Annotated in this window: 22 protein-coding genes; all 22 read right to left on the bottom strand. The window is 63.1% G+C overall.

Annotated elements, in window-relative coordinates; translation table 11 throughout:
• Nucleotides 1–11: 11 nt before the first annotated feature.
• Nucleotides 12–545, bottom strand: a complete 534-nt coding sequence (gene rplF, locus IVB23_RS37040; protein ID WP_061876880.1) for a 50S ribosomal protein L6 — start codon at nt 543–545, stop codon at nt 12–14.
• Nucleotides 546–561: 16 nt separating this feature from the next.
• Nucleotides 562–960, bottom strand: a complete 399-nt coding sequence (gene rpsH, locus IVB23_RS37035) for a 30S ribosomal protein S8 (RefSeq protein WP_018322269.1) — start codon at nt 958–960, stop codon at nt 562–564.
• A gap of 14 nt (nt 961–974) precedes the next feature.
• Nucleotides 975–1,280 (bottom strand): 30S ribosomal protein S14, encoded by a 306-nt coding sequence (gene rpsN, locus IVB23_RS37030; protein WP_024342455.1) that lies wholly within the window; start codon nt 1,278–1,280, stop codon nt 975–977.
• Nucleotides 1,281–1,326: 46 nt separating this feature from the next.
• Nucleotides 1,327–1,884, bottom strand: coding sequence for a 50S ribosomal protein L5 (gene rplE, locus IVB23_RS37025; protein ID WP_018647250.1), 558 nt, complete (start codon nt 1,882–1,884; stop codon nt 1,327–1,329).
• Nucleotides 1,877–2,191, bottom strand: coding sequence for a 50S ribosomal protein L24 (gene rplX / locus IVB23_RS37020; protein WP_028177970.1), 315 nt, complete (start codon nt 2,189–2,191; stop codon nt 1,877–1,879). The genes rplE and rplX overlap by 8 nt, the downstream gene beginning before the upstream one ends.
• Complete coding sequence (gene rplN, locus IVB23_RS37015) at nt 2,191–2,559, bottom strand: 50S ribosomal protein L14 (protein ID WP_007603030.1); 369 nt, start codon at nt 2,557–2,559, stop codon at nt 2,191–2,193. Before rplN ends, rplX begins: the two co-directional genes overlap by 1 nt.
• Before the next feature lie 84 nt (nt 2,560–2,643).
• Entirely contained in the window at nt 2,644–2,892 is a 249-nt protein-coding gene (rpsQ, locus tag IVB23_RS37010; protein WP_028177969.1) for a 30S ribosomal protein S17, read from the bottom strand.
• Between the two features lie 13 nt (nt 2,893–2,905).
• The gene (gene rpmC / locus IVB23_RS37005) at nt 2,906–3,112 is read right to left on the bottom strand and encodes a 50S ribosomal protein L29 (protein WP_011088144.1); all 207 of its coding nucleotides are present in this window, start codon (nt 3,110–3,112) and stop codon (nt 2,906–2,908) included.
• A 5-nt stretch (nt 3,113–3,117) separates the two neighbouring features.
• Nucleotides 3,118–3,531: a 50S ribosomal protein L16 gene (gene rplP, locus IVB23_RS37000; protein WP_008136349.1), complete on the bottom strand. Its 414-nt coding sequence runs from the start codon at nt 3,529–3,531 to the stop codon at nt 3,118–3,120.
• Between the two features lie 30 nt (nt 3,532–3,561).
• Complete coding sequence (rpsC, locus tag IVB23_RS36995; RefSeq protein ID WP_061876881.1) at nt 3,562–4,287, bottom strand: 30S ribosomal protein S3; 726 nt, start codon at nt 4,285–4,287, stop codon at nt 3,562–3,564.
• Between the two features lie 17 nt (nt 4,288–4,304).
• Entirely contained in the window at nt 4,305–4,688 is a 384-nt protein-coding gene (gene rplV, locus IVB23_RS36990; RefSeq protein WP_061876882.1) for a 50S ribosomal protein L22, read from the bottom strand.
• A 10-nt stretch (nt 4,689–4,698) separates the two neighbouring features.
• On the bottom strand, nt 4,699–4,977 hold the full coding sequence (gene rpsS, locus IVB23_RS36985; protein WP_008136357.1) for a 30S ribosomal protein S19: 279 nt from the start codon (nt 4,975–4,977) through the stop codon (nt 4,699–4,701).
• A gap of 12 nt (nt 4,978–4,989) precedes the next feature.
• On the bottom strand, nt 4,990–5,823 hold the full coding sequence (rplB, locus tag IVB23_RS36980; RefSeq protein ID WP_028177967.1) for a 50S ribosomal protein L2: 834 nt from the start codon (nt 5,821–5,823) through the stop codon (nt 4,990–4,992).
• Between the two features lie 12 nt (nt 5,824–5,835).
• Nucleotides 5,836–6,138 (bottom strand): 50S ribosomal protein L23, encoded by a 303-nt coding sequence (locus IVB23_RS36975; protein WP_008136362.1) that lies wholly within the window; start codon nt 6,136–6,138, stop codon nt 5,836–5,838.
• Entirely contained in the window at nt 6,135–6,755 is a 621-nt protein-coding gene (gene rplD, locus IVB23_RS36970; protein ID WP_018647243.1) for a 50S ribosomal protein L4, read from the bottom strand. The genes IVB23_RS36975 and rplD overlap by 4 nt, the downstream gene beginning before the upstream one ends.
• Nucleotide 6,756: 1 nt before the next feature.
• Nucleotides 6,757–7,470: a 50S ribosomal protein L3 gene (gene rplC, locus IVB23_RS36965; protein ID WP_247801926.1), complete on the bottom strand. Its 714-nt coding sequence runs from the start codon at nt 7,468–7,470 to the stop codon at nt 6,757–6,759.
• A gap of 98 nt (nt 7,471–7,568) precedes the next feature.
• The gene (gene rpsJ / locus IVB23_RS36960; RefSeq protein ID WP_002712302.1) at nt 7,569–7,877 is read right to left on the bottom strand and encodes a 30S ribosomal protein S10; all 309 of its coding nucleotides are present in this window, start codon (nt 7,875–7,877) and stop codon (nt 7,569–7,571) included.
• Nucleotides 7,878–7,960: 83 nt separating this feature from the next.
• The gene (gene tuf, locus IVB23_RS36955; RefSeq protein WP_028177965.1) at nt 7,961–9,151 is read right to left on the bottom strand and encodes an elongation factor Tu; all 1,191 of its coding nucleotides are present in this window, start codon (nt 9,149–9,151) and stop codon (nt 7,961–7,963) included.
• Nucleotides 9,152–9,191: 40 nt separating this feature from the next.
• Nucleotides 9,192–11,264, bottom strand: coding sequence for an elongation factor G (fusA, locus tag IVB23_RS36950; protein ID WP_197968314.1), 2,073 nt, complete (start codon nt 11,262–11,264; stop codon nt 9,192–9,194).
• A gap of 33 nt (nt 11,265–11,297) precedes the next feature.
• The gene (rpsG, locus tag IVB23_RS36945; RefSeq protein ID WP_018647239.1) at nt 11,298–11,768 is read right to left on the bottom strand and encodes a 30S ribosomal protein S7; all 471 of its coding nucleotides are present in this window, start codon (nt 11,766–11,768) and stop codon (nt 11,298–11,300) included.
• 15 nt (nt 11,769–11,783) lie between these two features.
• Complete coding sequence (gene rpsL / locus IVB23_RS36940; RefSeq protein WP_007603006.1) at nt 11,784–12,155, bottom strand: 30S ribosomal protein S12; 372 nt, start codon at nt 12,153–12,155, stop codon at nt 11,784–11,786.
• An 851-nt stretch (nt 12,156–13,006) separates the two neighbouring features.
• Nucleotides 13,007–15,004, bottom strand: a complete 1,998-nt coding sequence (locus IVB23_RS36935) for an ABC transporter ATP-binding protein (RefSeq protein WP_061876884.1) — start codon at nt 15,002–15,004, stop codon at nt 13,007–13,009.
• Nucleotides 15,005–15,121 lie beyond the last annotated feature (117 nt).

Genomic DNA, 15,121 nt, shown 5'->3' with positions numbered 1-15,121 from the left:
GACCGGCTCCGTTACTTCTTCTTGCCTTCCTTGCGGAAGATGAATTCGCCCACATACTTGACGCCCTTGCCCTTGTAGGGCTCCGGCGGACGATAGGAGCGGATCTCGGCGGCGACCTGTCCGACGCGCTGGACGTCGCTGCCCGCCACCGTGATCTCGGTCGGCTTCGGCACGGTGATCGTGATCCCCTCGGGGATCGGATAGATCACGTCGTGACTGTAGCCCAGCGCGAGCTGCAGGTTCTTGCCCTGCATCGCGGCGCGATAGCCGACGCCGGTGATCTCGAGCTTCTTCTCGAAGCCCTTGGTGACGCCTTCGACCAGATTCGCGACCTGGGCGCGAGCAGTACCGTACAGCGCCTGCGCGCGGTTGGTCTCGGCTCGCGGCTTGACCTTGATCTGGCCGTTCTCGAGCTTCACCTCGACGTCGTCGTGGACGACGAACTGAAGCTGACCCTTCGGCCCCTTCATCTTGACGGTCTGCCCATCGACGGTCGCGGTAACGCCCGACGGCACCGCCACAGGCCTTTTGCCAACACGTGACATGGATGAAAAATCCTTCTCAGAACACCGTGAAGAGGACTTCACCGCCCACATTCGCATCGCGCGCGCTGTGGTCGGCCATGATCCCCTTCGGCGTCGACAACACCGAAATGCCGAGTCCGTTGTTCACCCGCGGCAGATTCTTCACCGAGGCGTAGACTCTGCGCCCGGGCTTGGAAACGCGTTCAATCTCGCGAATGACGGGCTCGCCGTCGAAATATTTCAGCTCGATCTCGATCTCGCTGCGGCCCGAGGAATGCTCGAGCGTGGCGTAACCGCGGATGTAGCCTTCGGACTTCAGAACCTCGAGCACGTTCTCGCGCATCTTCGAGCCGGGCGTGGAGACCTTGGTCTTCGAACGCATCTGCGCGTTGCGGATACGAGTGATCAGATCGCTGATTGGATCGTGCGTAGACATCTAAACGACCCTCCTTACCAGCTGGACTTCACGAGGCCCGGGACCATGCCCTTGGAGCCAAGATCGCGCAGCGCGATACGGGACAGCTTGTTCTTGCGGTAGTTCGAGCGCGGGCGGCCCGACAGCTCGCAGCGCAGGCGGATGCGGGTCGCCGACGAGTTGCGCGGCATTTCCGCCAGCTTCAGGGTCGCGGCGAACCGCTCTTCCATCGGCAGCGTCTTGTCGGCGATGATCGCCTTCAACCGCTCGCGCTTGGCGGCGGCGTTCTTCACCATCCGCTTGCGCCTGTTGTTCTTCTCGACTGAACTCTTCTTTGCCATGCTTGGCTCCTGGGTATCCGCGTTTGAGAGGCTCTAGGTCAGCGTCTCACTGCCGGAACGGGAAATTGAAAGCGGTCAACAAGGCCCTCGCCTCTTCGTCGGTCTTGGCCGTGGTGCAGACGGTGATGTCCATACCGCGGGCTTCCGTGACCTTGTCGAAGTCGATCTCGGGGAAAATGATGTGCTCCTTGATGCCGAGCGAGTAGTTGCCGCGGCCGTCGAAGCTCTTCGGGTTCAGGCCGCGGAAGTCGCGGACGCGCGGCAGCGCGACCGTCACCAGGCGATCGATGAACTCGTACATGCGAGCCTTGCGCAGCGTGACCTTGCAACCGATCGGCTGGTTCTCACGCAGCTTGAAGGTCGCGATCGCGATACGCGAATAGGTCACGATCGCCTTCTGGCCGGCGATCTGGGTCAGCTCGGCAGCGGCGGTCTCGGCCTTCTTGCGGTCGTTGACGGAATCGCCAACGCCCATGTTCAGCACGACCTTGTCCAGGCGCGGAACCTGCATCACGTTCTCATAGCCGAACTTCTCGGTCAGAGCCGTGCGGATCTTCGCATCATATTCCGCGCGCAGGCGCGGCGTGTAAGCGGCCTCAGCCATCGATCTCAGCTCCCGAGCTCTTGGCGATGCGGACCTTCTTGCCGTCCGCCAGAATCTTGAATCCGATGCGGGTCGGCTTTCCGTCCTTGCCGACATACGCGATGTTGGACAGTTGGATCGGCGCCTCTTTCGAGATGATGCCGCCCTCCTGGGCCTGCGTCTGCTTCTGATGACGCTTGACCACGTTGATGCCGCGCACGAGCGCGGTACCGGCGTCGGGGCGCACCTCGAACACTTCGCCGGTGCGGCCCTTGTCACGGCCGGTCAGCACGACGACCTTGTCGCCCTTGCGGATCTTCGCAGCCATCACAGCACCTCCGGCGCGAGCGAGATGATCTTCATGTGGTTCTTGGCGCGCAGCTCGCGCGGCACGGGCCCGAAGATACGGGTGCCGACCGGCTCGGACTGGTTGTTGATCAGCACGGCGGCGTTGCGGTCGAAGCGAATGACCGAACCGTCGGCGCGGCGGATGTCCTTGCGGACGCGCACCACAACGGCCTTCATCACGTCGCCCTTCTTCACCTTGCCACGCGGAATCGCTTCCTTGATCGACACGACGATGATGTCGCCGATCGTGGCGTAGCGGCGCTTGGAGCCCCCGAGCACCTTGATACACATGACACGGCGTGCGCCAGAATTGTCGGCCACGTCGAGGTTGGTCTGCATCTGAATCATTGATGCACCTCGTCCTCTTTCTCTTTGCGCCAGCCCAGCCGGCGCTCAACATTTCCCTGAAGTCAGTCGGCTAGAGCCAACAGATCAGGCGCTTTTCTTGTGTTCGCCCCGGATCACGACCCAGCGCTTCAACTTCGAAATCGGCTTCGTTTCCTCGATCCACACCATGTCGCCCGGCTTGAACTCGTTGCTCTCGTCGTGCGCGTGATAGTTCTTCGACCGGCGGATGGTCTTCTTGTAGATCGGGTGCGTGAAGCGGCGATCGACACGCACCACAATGGTCTTGGCTTGCTTGTCGCTGACGACCACGCCCTGCAAAGTACGTTTCGGCATCTTCGTAAGCCTCTTACTTCTTCTTGGCGCGCGTCTGCGCGGCGACGGTCTTGATCCGGGCGATGTCACGGCGGGCCTCGCGCAGGCGCGAGGTGTTCTCGAGCTGCCCGGTGGCGCGCTGGAAGCGCAGGTTGAAGCGCTCCTTCTTCAGGTTCAGGATGGCGTCATCCTGCTGGTCGGGGCTCATCGCGCGGATGTCTTCGATCTTCATCTGGGCCATGGCCATTACTCCGCAATGCGCTCGACGAAACGCGTCTTGATCGGCAGCTTGGCGGCCGCCAGGGTCAGCGCCTCACGCGCGGTCTGGGTGTTGACGCCGTCGATCTCGAACAGCACCCGGCCCGGCTTGACGCGCGCGACCCACAATTCCGGCGAACCCTTGCCGGAACCCATGCGGACTTCGGCGGGCTTCTTGGACACCGGAACGTCGGGAAACACGCGGATCCAGACGCGGCCGGCGCGCTTCATGTGACGGGTCAGCGCCCGACGGGCGGCTTCGATCTGGCGCGCGGTGACGCGCTCAGGCTCGGTCGCCTTCAGGCCGAACTGGCCGAACGCCAACGTCGCGCCCGAAGACGCAACGCCGTGGATGCGGCCCTTATGCGCTTTCCGGAACTTCGTTTTCTTAGGTTGCATCATGGCTTTAAGCCCTCAAATTCCTGTCTGGCCTTAGGCAGCGGCCGTCTCGCGGCGCTGACGGCCACCGCGATCACCACTGCCGCCGGTCTCGCCTTCGGCCATTCTCTTGTCCTGGGCCATCGGATCGTGCTCGAGGATCTCGCCCTTGAAGATCCAGACCTTGACGCCGCAGGTGCCGAAGGTCGTGAACGCGGTCGCGACGCCGTAGTCGATGTCGGCGCGCAGCGTGTGCAGCGGCACGCGGCCTTCGCGGTACCACTCCATGCGCGCGATTTCCGCGCCGCCCAGACGTCCCGAGCAGTTGATGCGGATGCCCTCCGCGCCGAGACGCATCGCCGACTGCACGGCGCGCTTCATGGCACGGCGGAACGCCACGCGGCGCTCCAGCTGCTGCGCGATCGACTCGGCCACCAGCGTCGCATCGAGCTCCGGCTTGCGGATCTCGACGATGTTGATGACGACGTCGGACGAGGTGATGTCCGCGACCTTCTTGCGCAGCTTGTCGATGTCGGCGCCCTTCTTGCCGATCACCACGCCCGGACGGGCCGAGTGGATGGTGACGCGGCACTTCTTGTGCGGACGCTCGATCACGATGCGGGCGACGGCCGCCTGCTTGAGCTCCTTGTGCAGGATCTCGCGGATCTTGACGTCCTCGTGCAGCAGCTTGCCGTATTCCTGCTTGCCGGCGAACCAGCGGGAATCCCAGGTCCGGTTGATGCCGAGACGCAGACCGATCGGATTGATCTTTTGACCCATCGTGTTCTCCTGCGCCCTTAAGCGGCTTCAGCTTCGACCTGACGAACGATGATCGTCAGCTGCGAAAACGGTTTGTACACACGGCCCGAGCGGCCGCGGCCGCGGGCGGCGAAGCGCTTCATCACGAGGCCGTTGCCGACGAAGGCCTGCGCCACGACGAGATCGTCGACGTCGAGGTCATGATTGTTCTCGGCATTGGCGATCGCCGATTCCAGGCACTTCTTGACGTCGACCGCGATCCGCTTGCGCGAAAACTGCAGGTCAGCGAGCGCGGCAGACGCCTTCCGGCCGCGAATGAGCTGGGCGACCAGGTTGAGCTTCTGCGGGCTCACCCGCAGCATCCGGGCGACCGCCTTGGCCTCGTTGTCGGCGAGGCTCCGTTCGCGCTTAGGTTTGCTCATCGTTTAATCCTCAAGCCTTCTTGGCTTTCTTGTCGCCGGAGTGGCCATGGAAGGTCCGGGTCGGCGAGAACTCGCCGAACTTGTGACCGACCATTTCCTCGTTCACGGCCACCGGCACGTGCTTCTGCCCATTGTAGACGCCGAAGGTCAGGCCGACGAACTGCGGCAGGATCGTCGAGCGACGGCTCCAGATCTTGATGACGTCGTGACGGCCGGACGCGCGCGCGGCATCTGCCTTCTTGAGCAGAGAACCCTCGACGAACGGGCCTTTCCAGACTGAACGAACCATGTCCGGCGTTCCTTACTTCTTCCGCTTGTGGCGGCTTAGGAGAATGAATTTGTTGGTCGACTTGTTGGTACGGGTCTTCTTGCCCTTGGTCGGCTTGCCCCACGGGGTGACCGGGTGACGGCCGCCCGAGGTACGACCTTCACCACCGCCGTGCGGATGGTCGATCGGGTTCATCGCGACACCGCGGTTGTGCGGCCTGCGGCCCATCCAACGCTTGCGACCGGCCTTGCCGATCGAGGTGTTCATGTGATCCGGGTTCGACACCGCGCCGATCGTGCCGCGGCAGCGGCCGTGCACAAGGCGCTGCTCGCCCGAATTCAGGCGGATGATGACGTAGTCCTGGTCGCGCCCGACGAGCTGGGCATAGGTGCCTGCGGAACGGGCGAGCTGGCCGCCCTTCCCGATCTTGACCTCGATGTTGTGGATGATCGTGCCGACCGGCATGTTGCCGAGCGGCATGACGTTGCCCGGCTTCACGTCGACATAGTTGCCGGCGACGATCGTGTCACCCACGGCCAGGCGCTGCGGCGCCAGGATGTAGGCCTGCTCGCCGTCCTGATACTTGATCAGCGCGATGAAGCCGGTGCGGTTCGGATCGTACTCCAGCCGCTCGACGGTCGCGGGGACGTCGACCTTCTCGCGCTTGAAATCGACGGTACGCAGCGTCTGCTTGTGACCGCCACCGCGGAAACGCACGGTGATGCGGCCGGTGTTGTTGCGGCCGCCCGAGGACTTCTTGCCCTCGGTGAGCGCCTTGACCGGCTTGCCCTTGTACAGGGCCGAACGATCGACCATGACCAGCTGGCGCTGGCCGGGCGTCGTGGGATTGAATGTCTTTAGTGCCATCGTCGTACGACCTTACAGACCGGTGGTCACGTCGATCCGGTGACCCTCTTCGAGGGTCACGATCGCGCGCTTGGAATTCGACTGCGAGCCGAGATTGCCGCGGAAGACCTTGGTCTTGCCCTTCCGGACCAACGTGTTGACGCTCTTGACCTTGACGTCGAACAACTTCTCGATCGCTTCCTTGATCTGCGGCTTGGTCGCCTTTGCGGCCACCTTGAACAGCACCTTGTTGTGCTCCGAGGCGATCGTCGCCTTTTCGGTCACGACCGGCGACAGGATCACGTCGTAGTGGCGAGGCTCGATGTTCTTCGTCATTTGAAGCGCGCCTCCAGCGCATCGATGGCGGCCTTGGTCAGAACGAGCTTCTGACGGCGCAGGATGTCATAGACATTGATGCCCTGGATCGGCAGCACGTCCATGTTCGGAATGTTGCGGGCCGCAGCGGCAAAACCGTTGTTGAGCTCGGCGCCGTCGATGATCAGCGCGTTGGTGAGCCCGAGGCCCGAGAAGTGACCGAGCAGCGCCTTGGTCTTGGCGGCTTCCAGCGCGGCCTTCTCGATCACGACGAGATCGCCGTCCTTGGCCTTGGCCGAGAGCGCATGCTTCAGAGCGAGCGCGCGGACCTTCTTCGGCAGGTCGGTGGCGTGCGAACGCACCACCGGACCGAAGGCACGGCCGCCGCCGCGGAACTGCGGCACGCGGGCCGAGCCGTGACGAGCACCGCCGGTGCCCTTCTGCTTGTACATCTTCTTGCCGGTGCGCCAGATCTCGGCGCGACCCTTGGCCTTGTGCGTGCCGGCCTGGCGCTTGTTGAGCTGCCACTGCACGCAGCGCGCGATGATGTCCTCGCGCGGCTCGAGACCGAAAATGGCGTCGGAGAGCTGGACCGAGCCGGCTTCCTTACCTTCGAGGGTGGTGACCTTCAATTCCATCTCACGCCTCCTGCGCAGCCGGAGCGGCTTCCGCGTCGCCAGCAACCTTGAACTTGCCGGGCTTCGGAGCTTCCTTCGGCAGCGGCTTTTTGACGGCGTCGCGCACGCGGATCCAACCGCCCTTGGAGCCGGGAACGGCGCCTTCGACGAGGATCAGGCCGCGCTCGACATCGGTCTGGACGACGCGAAGGTTGAGCGTGGTGATGCGGTCGACACCCATGTGGCCGGGCATCTTCTTGTTCTTCCAGGTCTTGCCGGGGTCCTGACGGCCACCGGTCGAACCGATCGAGCGGTGCGAGATCGACACACCGTGCGTGGCGCGCAGACCGCCGAAGTTCCAGCGCTTCATACCGCCGGCGAAGCCCTTACCGACCGAGGTGCCGGTGACGTCGACGAACTGACCGACGACGAAGTGATCCGCCTGGATCTCGGCGCCGACCGGGATCATCGCATCCGCGCTGACCCGGAATTCCTCGACCCGGCGCTTCGGCTCGACCTTGGCGATCGCGAACTGGCCGCGCTCCGCCTTCGGCATGTAAACGGTCTTGCGGCTGCCAGAACCAAGCTGGAGCGCGACGTAACCGTTCTTCTCTTCGGTACGGTGACCTACGACCTGGCAATTGCCGAGCTTCAGCACGGTCACGGGGATATGTTCGCCGGCCTCCGTGAAGACCCGCGTCATCCCGACCTTTTGTGCGATCACTCCGGAGCGCATCGGCTTGCTTCCTGTTCTTTCTGTCCTTGCGGACTAGCTAATCTTCGTAGTGAGCAAGTCCCGGTCCGAGAACCGGTGCCCACTCCTCGGGGTCTTGCTCAGAGCTTGATCTCGACGTCGACACCGGCGGCCAGGTCGAGCTTCATCAAAGCATCGACGGTCTGCGGGGTCGGATCGACGATGTCGAGCAGGCGCTTGTGGGTGCGCATCTCGAACTGTTCGCGGCTCTTCTTGTCCACGTGGGGCGAACGGTTGACGGTGAACTTCTCGATGCGCGTGGGCAGCGGAATGGGTCCGCGGACCTGCGCGCCGGTGCGCTTCGCCGTGTTCACGATCTCACGGGTCGACGTATCGAGGATACGATGGTCGAACGCCTTGAGACGGATACGAATGTTTTGGCCGTTCATTGCCGTGCTTTCTCTAGTGAGTGGCGAGTAGCGAGTAGCGAATAGAATCCCCTATTCGCCACTCACCATTCCCTATTCGCTTGTTACTCGATGATCGAGGCGACGACGCCGGCGCCGACGGTGCGGCCACCTTCGCGGATCGCGAAGCGGAGCTTCTCTTCCATCGCGATCGGCACGATCAGGTGCACTTCCATCGCGATGTTGTCGCCCGGCATCACCATCTCGGTGCCTTCCGGCAGGTGCACGACACCGGTCACGTCGGTGGTGCGGAAGTAGAACTGCGGACGGTAGTTGGTGAAGAACGGAGTGTGGCGACCGCCCTCCTCCTTGGTGAGGATGTAGGCCTCAGCCTTGAACTTGGTGTGCGGCTTGACCGAACCGGGCTTGGCCAGAACCTGGCCGCGCTCGACGTCCTCGCGCTTGGTGCCGCGGAGCAGCGCGCCGATGTTGTCGCCGGCCTGGCCCTGATCGAGCAGCTTGCGGAACATTTCAACGCCGGTGACGGTGGTCTTCTGGGTGGCGCGCAGACCGACGATCTCGATTTCCTCGCCGACCTTGACGACGCCGCGCTCGACACGGCCGGTCACCACGGTGCCGCGGCCCGAGATCGAGAACACGTCTTCAACAGGCATCAGGAACGGCTGGTCGATCGGACGCTCCGGCTGCGGGATGTACTCGTCGACGTTGCGCATCAGTTCGAGGATAGCGTCGTGGCCGAGCTTCTTGTCGGAATCTTCGAGAGCGGCGAGCGCCGAACCCTTGATGATCGGGATCTTGTCGCCCGGGAATTCGTACTTCGAGAGCAGTTCGCGGACTTCGAGTTCGACGAGCTCGAGCAGCTCCGGATCGTCGACCATGTCGCACTTGTTGAGGAACACGACGAGCGCGGGAACGCCGACCTGGCGGGCGAGCAGGATGTGCTCGCGGGTCTGCGGCATCGGGCCGTCAGCGGCGGACACGACCAGGATCGCACCGTCCATCTGGGCGGCGCCGGTGATCATGTTCTTCACGTAGTCGGCGTGGCCGGGGCAGTCGACGTGGGCGTAGTGGCGGTTCTGCGTCTCGTACTCGACGTGCGCGGTCGAGATGGTGATGCCGCGGGCCTTCTCTTCCGGCGCCTTGTCGATCTGGTCGTACGCGGTGAACGTCGCACCGCCGGTCTCGGCGAGGATCTTGGTGATCGCCGCGGTCAGCGACGTCTTGCCATGGTCGACGTGACCGATGGTGCCGATGTTGCAGTGCGGCTTGTTACGTTCAAACTTTGCTTTGGCCATTTGACTCTCCGTTCAATCGTCAGCTTGAGACCGACGACAATCAGGCAAACTTCTTCTGGACTTCTGCCGACACGTTGGCCGGCGCTTCTGCGTAGTGGTCGAACTGCATGGTGAAGGTCGCGCGACCCTGGCTCATCGAGCGCAGATTGTTCACGTAACCGAACATGTTCATGAGCGGCACCATCGCGTTGATGACGTTGGCGTTGCCGCGCATGTCTTGTCCCTGGATCTGACCGCGCCGGGAATTCAGGTCGCCGATGACCGAGCCGGTGTAGTCTTCCGGGGTCACCACTTCGACCTTCATGATCGGCTCGAGCAGAACGGACTTGCCCATCTGCAGCGCTTCGCGGAAGCAGGCGCGCGAAGCGATTTCGAAGGCGAGCGCCGACGAGTCGACGTCGTGATACTTGCCGTCGACGAGCTGCACCTTGACGTCGACCACGGGGAAGCCCGCGACCACGCCGGACGACAGCACGCTCTCCAGACCCTTCTCGACGCCGGGGATATACTCCTTCGGCACCGCGCCGCCCACGATCTTCGATTCGAACTCGTAGCCCTTGCCGGGCTCGTTCGGCTCGACGATGAACGACACGGCCGCGAACTGGCCGGTGCCGCCGGTCTGCTTCTTGTGGGTGTAGCTGTGCTCCACCCGCTTGGTGACGCGCTCACGGAAAGCCACCTGCGGCGCGCCGATGTTGGCGTCGACCTTGTAGGTGCGCTTGAGGATGTCGACCTTGATGTCGAGATGGAGTTCGCCCATGCCCTTGAGGATGGTCTGGCCGGACTCGTGGTCGGTCGACACGCGGAAGGACGGATCCTCGGCCGCGAGCTTGGCCAGCGCCACGCCCAGCTTCTCCTGGTCGGCCTTGGACTTCGGCTCGATCGCGATCTCGATGACCGGCTCGGGGAATTCCATTTTCTCCAGGATGACCTGCTTGTCGGGATCGCACAGCGTGTCACCGGTGCGCGCTTCCTTCAGGCCGGCCAGCGCGACGATGTCGCCGGCATAGGCTTCCTTGATGTCCTCGCGGTTGTTCGCATGCATCAACAGCATGCGCCCGATGCGCTCTTTCTTCTCGCGGGTCGAGTTCACGACGCCGGTGCCGCTCTGCAGCACGCCGGAATAGATGCGGCAGAAGGTGATGGTGCCGACGAACGGGTCGTCCATGATCTTGAACGCGAGCAGCGCCAGCGGCTCCTTGTCGTCCGCCTTGCGCACGACTTCGTTGCCCTTGTCGTCGGTGCCCTTGATCGCGGGCACATCGAGCGGCGACGGCAGGTAGTCGACGACGGCGTCAAGCAGCGGCTGCACGCCCTTGTTCTTGAAGGCCGAGCCGCACAGCACGGGATAGAACGCGCCGGTCAGCACCGCCTTGCGGATCAGACGCTTCAGGGTCGCCTCGTCCGGCTCCTTGCCGTCGAGATAGGCGGCCATGGCGTCATCGTCGAGCTCGACGGCGGCTTCCACCATCTTCTCGCGGTATTCCTTGGCCTGGTCGACGAGGTCTTCCGGAATGTCAACGTAGTCGAACTTGGCGCCGAGCGATTCATCGTTCCAGACGACGCCCTGCATCTTCACGAGGTCGACGAGACCCTTGAAGTTGTTCTCGGCACCGATCGGAAGCTGGATTGCGACGGGCTTGGCGCCCAGACGGTCGACGATGTCCGCCAGACACTTGAAGAAGTCCGCACCGATCTTGTCCATCTTGTTGGCGAAGACGATGCGCGGAACCTTGTACTTGTCGCCCTGGCGCCAGACGGTCTCGGTCTGGGGCTCGACGCCCTGGTTCGAGTCGAGCACGCAGACGGCGCCGTCGAGCACGCGCAAGCTGCGCTCGACCTCGATGGTGAAGTCGACGTGGCCTGGCGTATCGATGATGTTCAGGCGCTTGCCGTTCCAGAACGCGGTGGTGGCAGCCGAAGTGATCGTGATGCCACGCTCCTGCTCCTGCTCCATCCAGTCCATCGTCGCGGCACCTTCGTGCACTTCGCCGATCTTGTGGCTCTTGCCGGTGTAATAGAGGATGCGCTCGGTCGTCGTGGTCTTGCCGGCGTCGATATGCGCCATGATACCGAAGTTACGGTAATCCTCGATGGCATGTTGGCGTGGCATGGGTCGTTCCTTGCGAGTCCGAGTGTGGCGCCGTTACCAGCGATAGTGCGAGAAGGCGCGGTTGGCTTCCGCCATGCGGTGCACGTCTTCGCGCTTCTTGACGGCGTTCCCGCGGTTGTTCGATGCGTCCAGGAGCTCCGCCGAGAGCCGCTCGGTCATCGTCTTCTCGTTGCGCTCGCGCGCAGCCGCGATCAGCCAGCGGATGCCCAAGGCCTGACGGCGGGTCGAACGAACCTCGACCGGAACCTGGTAGGTCGCGCCGCCGACGCGACGGGAGCGCACTTCGATGGTCGGCATGACATTCTCGAGCGCCTGCTCGAACACGCCGAGCGGGTTCTGCTTGGTCTTGCTTTCGATGATGCCGAACGCGCCGTAGACGATACCTTCGGCGACCGACTTCTTGCCGGCGTACATCACCGAGTTCATGAACTTCGTGACGATGATGTTCCCGAACTTCGGATCGGGAAGGACTTCACGCTTTTCAGCAGAATGGCGACGAGACATGGACCTGGTTCCCGCTTACTTCGGACGCTTGGCGCCGTACTTCGAACGACGCTGCTTACGGTTCTTGACGCCCTGGGTATCCAGAACGCCGCGGAGGATGTGGTAGCGCACGCCCGGCAAGTCCTTGACGCGACCGCCGCGGATCATGACCACCGAGTGCTCCTGGAGGTTATGGCCCTCACCGGGGATGTAGCCGATCACCTCGAAGCCGTTGGTCAGGCGCACCTTGGCGACCTTACGAAGCGCCGAGTTCGGCTTCTTCGGGGTCGTGGTGTAGACGCGGGTGCAAACACCACGCTTCTGCGGCGACTGCTGCAGCGCCGGCACCTTCTTGCGCGACTTCTGCACTTCACGCGGTTGAGCGATCAGCTGGTTGATCGTCGGCATCCTGGCCTTACCCTTTGTTCTGCCGCGGCCCCTTCCGGGCCCGCTGTCTTGCCGCGGCCCGTCGCCGGAACCGCAAATTCTTTCGAGCCACCCGCCCGACGAGGCCGCCTCATGCGAACAATCCGCACAAAGCGAAATTGCGCCAACCGCTCCATCACCGAGCGGAAAGCGCTTCGACGCCACAGAGGACCGCAGTATCGAGGCCGCTCGGCGTAAAGCCGCGGCCCGTGCACCGAGGTCATGCATCCGAATTCGATCTCAAGAGAACGTGCTCAAGAGAACTAAAATCGCACTGGCATTGCCTAGCTATGATCGACAGCGTTTGAGCGGCATTCGTCGAGGTTGGTGCCCGCCTTGAGCGATCCCTCGTGGAACTGGTCCTTTGGGATCAACGGGTGGCCCGTTCCGACGCTGGCGATGCTCACCGCCTGTCGTTAAGTGAGGCGCTTTCTATAGGCGAGAATCGGTCCAGTCAAGGCGAAACGACAGTCAGAAAGCGCTTCCTGCGCCTGCAGAAATAGCTTCTTCGGTGCCCTCGCCACGCCAGCCCGTTCGTTGAACGAAAGGCCCGCTCCGTCAACTCCGACGACATTATGCCCGGATTAAATATACTTTTATTACCAAACCGAAGCTCTTTTCCCGGCTTATGAACGAATCCGCCTTCTGCGGCGGAGATCCAGGGCAATCGCCTGCCGTGACACCCGGTCGCGCCAGCGATCTCCGGGCAGCGTGGATCGATCGGCGGGAGTTGCTGCGGCCAACCTAAGGAAACCAAGAATCAGCGGCTCCGCTCCGGCCGAACGATTTGCATCCGGGAATCACCGAGCCGGAGCTGCAGTGCCCGGCCCCGGTCACTCCTCTTCGTCATCGTCTTCGTCGTCGTCGTTTCTGTCGTCGCGAGCCGGCGCGCCATGCGGCTGGTGGATCTGGTCGTTCCACAGCTTGCGATAGGTACCGTTCTTGGCGAGCAATTCGGCATGGGAGCCGCGCTCGATCGCCCTGCCCCCTGAAATCACGATGATCTCGTCCATCTCGACCACCGACGTCAGGCGGTGAGTCGACCAGATCATGGTGCGGCCCTTGGCGATCTTGAGCAGCGTGCGGTTGATCGCGGCCTCCGTGGTCTGGTCGAGCGCCGAGGTGGCTTCGTCCAGCAGCAGTACGGACGGGTTGCGGATGATTGCGCGTGCGATTGCGATGCGCTGGCGCTGGCCGCCAGACAGCGTGTCCCCGCGCTCGCCGACCGGCGTGTCGTATCGCTGCGGCAGGCTCATGATGTAGCGGTGGATCTCGGCCTTCTTGGCGGCATCCTCCACCTCCGCGTCGGTCGCCCCCTCCTTGCCGAGCCGGATGTTCTCGCGGATCGACATGTTGAACAGCATGTTCTCCTGGAACACCACCGCCATGCTCCGGCGCAGCGAATCCAGCGTCACCTTGCGAACGTCGACGCCGTCGATGGCGACGCGGCCTTCGTCGGGCACGTAGAGCCGCAGGATCAGGTTGAGCAGCGTGCTCTTGCCGGAGCCGCTCGGACCGACGATCGCGATGCGCTTGCCGGCGTTGAGCTTGAGGCTGAGATTGTCCAGCACCGGCGTCTGACTGCCCTCGTACCGGAAGGTGACGTGATCGAAAGTGATGTCGTTGGTGATACGCGGCAGATCGGGCGCGCCGGGACGATCGGCGCTCCGGGTCGGCTCGTCGAGCAGTTCCTGGATGTGGCGGATCGCGGCGGCCGACGAGATCGACACCGGGATGAAATGCATCACATGAGCGATGTTGTAGGAAACCTCCCAGAACGCGCTCTCGAAGGTGACGAAGGTGCCGATGGTGATCTGGCCCTTGGTCGCGAGATACGCGCCGATCGCGAGCACCACGAGGTGCAGGAGGAGCACCGAGATGGTGACCGTCCGCTCCACCATGGTCGAGAGGAACGCGGCCGAGGCGATCTTGTTTCGGGTCTCGTCGTTGCGCAAGGCGAAGAAGCCGAACATCTTGCGTTGCAGGCTGAACGCCTTGATCACAGCCTGGGCGGCCACGTTTTCCTGCACCATGCCGAGCAGCGCCGACTCGTTGAGCTTCTGCTCGTAGTTGGCCTGCACCGCCTTGGACGTCAGGATCCGCGGGCCGATCAGCGTGATCGGAAACACCAGCAGCGCGACGACGGCGAGCTGCCAGTTCAGGAACAGCATCAGGATGATGCCGGCCACCAGTTCCAGGAACGGCAGCGCGGCACTGTTGGCAAAGGTCTTGACCGAGCCTTCGAAGGCCGAGAGGTCGACCGAGAAGCGCGACAGGATCTCGCCGCGCCTGGTGCGGCCGAAATAAGCCGCCGGCAGGTCCTGGACGTGCTCGAACAGGCGCTTGCGGACGTCGGAGATGATGCAGGCGGCGAGCCGCGCATCCCAGCGCTCGTACCAGACGGCAACGATCGAGGTAAAGATGCCGGCGACCGCAAGCACGCCGAGGATCTTGTACAGCGCCTGGAAATCCTCCTCGCCGAGCGCTTCGTCGATCAGGAACTTGAGACTTAGCGGCATGATGACGTTGAACAGCGTCTCCACGAAGACGCCGAACGCCACGAATGACAGCATCCGCTTGTAGTTCGTCAGATAGGGCCTGACGAACCCGACGATGGTCGCGAGCGCGCCGGCGGCTTCGCTCGCGGTGAAGACGACGAGATCCTCGTCCTCATCGTCCTCGTCGCGCTCCAGCTCGTCGTCCCCCTCGTCTTCACCGTCCTCGTCGTCTTCGAGGTCTGGCTTGGCAGCGGAGGCGAGCTTGTCGTCGAGCTCGGCCGCCTCTTCCGCGGCGAGCTTCTGTTTGTCGGGCGAGGGAGGCTTGGACGCCATGAAACCAACCGATGCTGACGGCCGGCATGACCGCAGAGAATGCAGGAATAGCGGCAACCGCTATTGCACCGATTCTATGCGATCAGGATGAATTCGGCAAAACAATTGGCCAATCGA

This window comes from Bradyrhizobium sp. 191 (assembly GCF_023100985.1).
In the GTDB taxonomy this organism is placed as follows: Bacteria; Pseudomonadota; Alphaproteobacteria; order Rhizobiales; family Xanthobacteraceae; genus Bradyrhizobium; species Bradyrhizobium diversitatis.
The sequence above is the reverse complement of the archived record's forward strand: the minus strand, read 5'-3'. Positions and strand labels throughout refer to the sequence as shown.